Raw genomic sequence first — 818 nt, forward strand, 5'->3', positions numbered from 1 at the left:
TGCCCGCCGCCGTGGCCACGCCGGCCAGCGTGCGGCCCAGCGGCCCGGGCGCAATCTGGTAGGTCTGGGCTGCGGGAGCGGGAGCAGGTACGGAAGCGGGGGCCGGTTCGGCCGCCTGCCCGGCGCCTGCGGCCAATGCCATGCCCAGCAGGGCCAGGCGGGCGGCATGCGCCAGGGGATGGAAGACGGGATGCGGCATGGGTACGGCAGGCATGGAAATCGGTCCTTGGAGGCGGTGAAGAAAGAAGCTCTTTCCCCGTTGCCAGCCGAGATCCGAAAAAGTGTCACCCTGCCTTGATTTTTCTAGTTCCTGGCGACCACGGTGATTCAGTAGCCACGCATGCGCGTCTGCACATCGACGGGATAGGTGGAGGCCAGCATGGTCAGCGTCCGGTCCGTGTCGCCCAGCGGGAAGGAGCCGGACACGCGCAGGGCGCGCACCTCGGGCGCGCACTGCAGCAGGCCGGGCCGGTAGCGCGACAGTTCGGCGCAGAACGCGGCCAGCGGCATGGCGTCAGCCATCAGCATGCCGTGGGTCCAGGCCGTGGCTTCGGGCTGCAGGGGCTGGGGCGCAGTCACCTCGCCCGCTCGCAATACCGTTTGCTGACCGGCTTGAACGACCAGCGCCGGGCTGGCGGCGCCACGCAGCGTGACTTCCACGGCGCCCTCGGTCACGGCCAGGCGCACGGGGCCGCCGTCCGCCCAGCCCCCCTCCTGCCGCACGGTGAAGCGGGTGCCCAGGGCGCGCAGCCGGCCATGGGCGGTGTCCACGACAAAGGGGCGGTGCGGTGTGGCGGTATCCGCCGCCGTTTCTATGG

The 818-nt window shown here is 71.0% G+C and carries 2 protein-coding genes; both read right to left on the reverse strand.

Annotation, left to right across the window (positions count from 1 at the left end; genetic code table 11):
* A partial coding sequence (locus L995_RS21930) for a hypothetical protein (RefSeq protein ID WP_047473703.1) occupies nucleotides 1-214 on the reverse strand: 214 nt, incomplete at its 3' end.
* 113 nt (nucleotides 215-327) lie between these two features.
* Nucleotides 328-818: FecR domain-containing protein (locus L995_RS21935; RefSeq protein WP_047473704.1), on the reverse strand; the 491-nt coding region annotated here is incomplete at its 5' end.

The organism is Delftia sp. ZNC0008 (genome assembly GCF_000799035.1).
Taxonomy (GTDB): Bacteria; Pseudomonadota; Gammaproteobacteria; order Burkholderiales; family Burkholderiaceae_C; genus Comamonas; species Comamonas tsuruhatensis.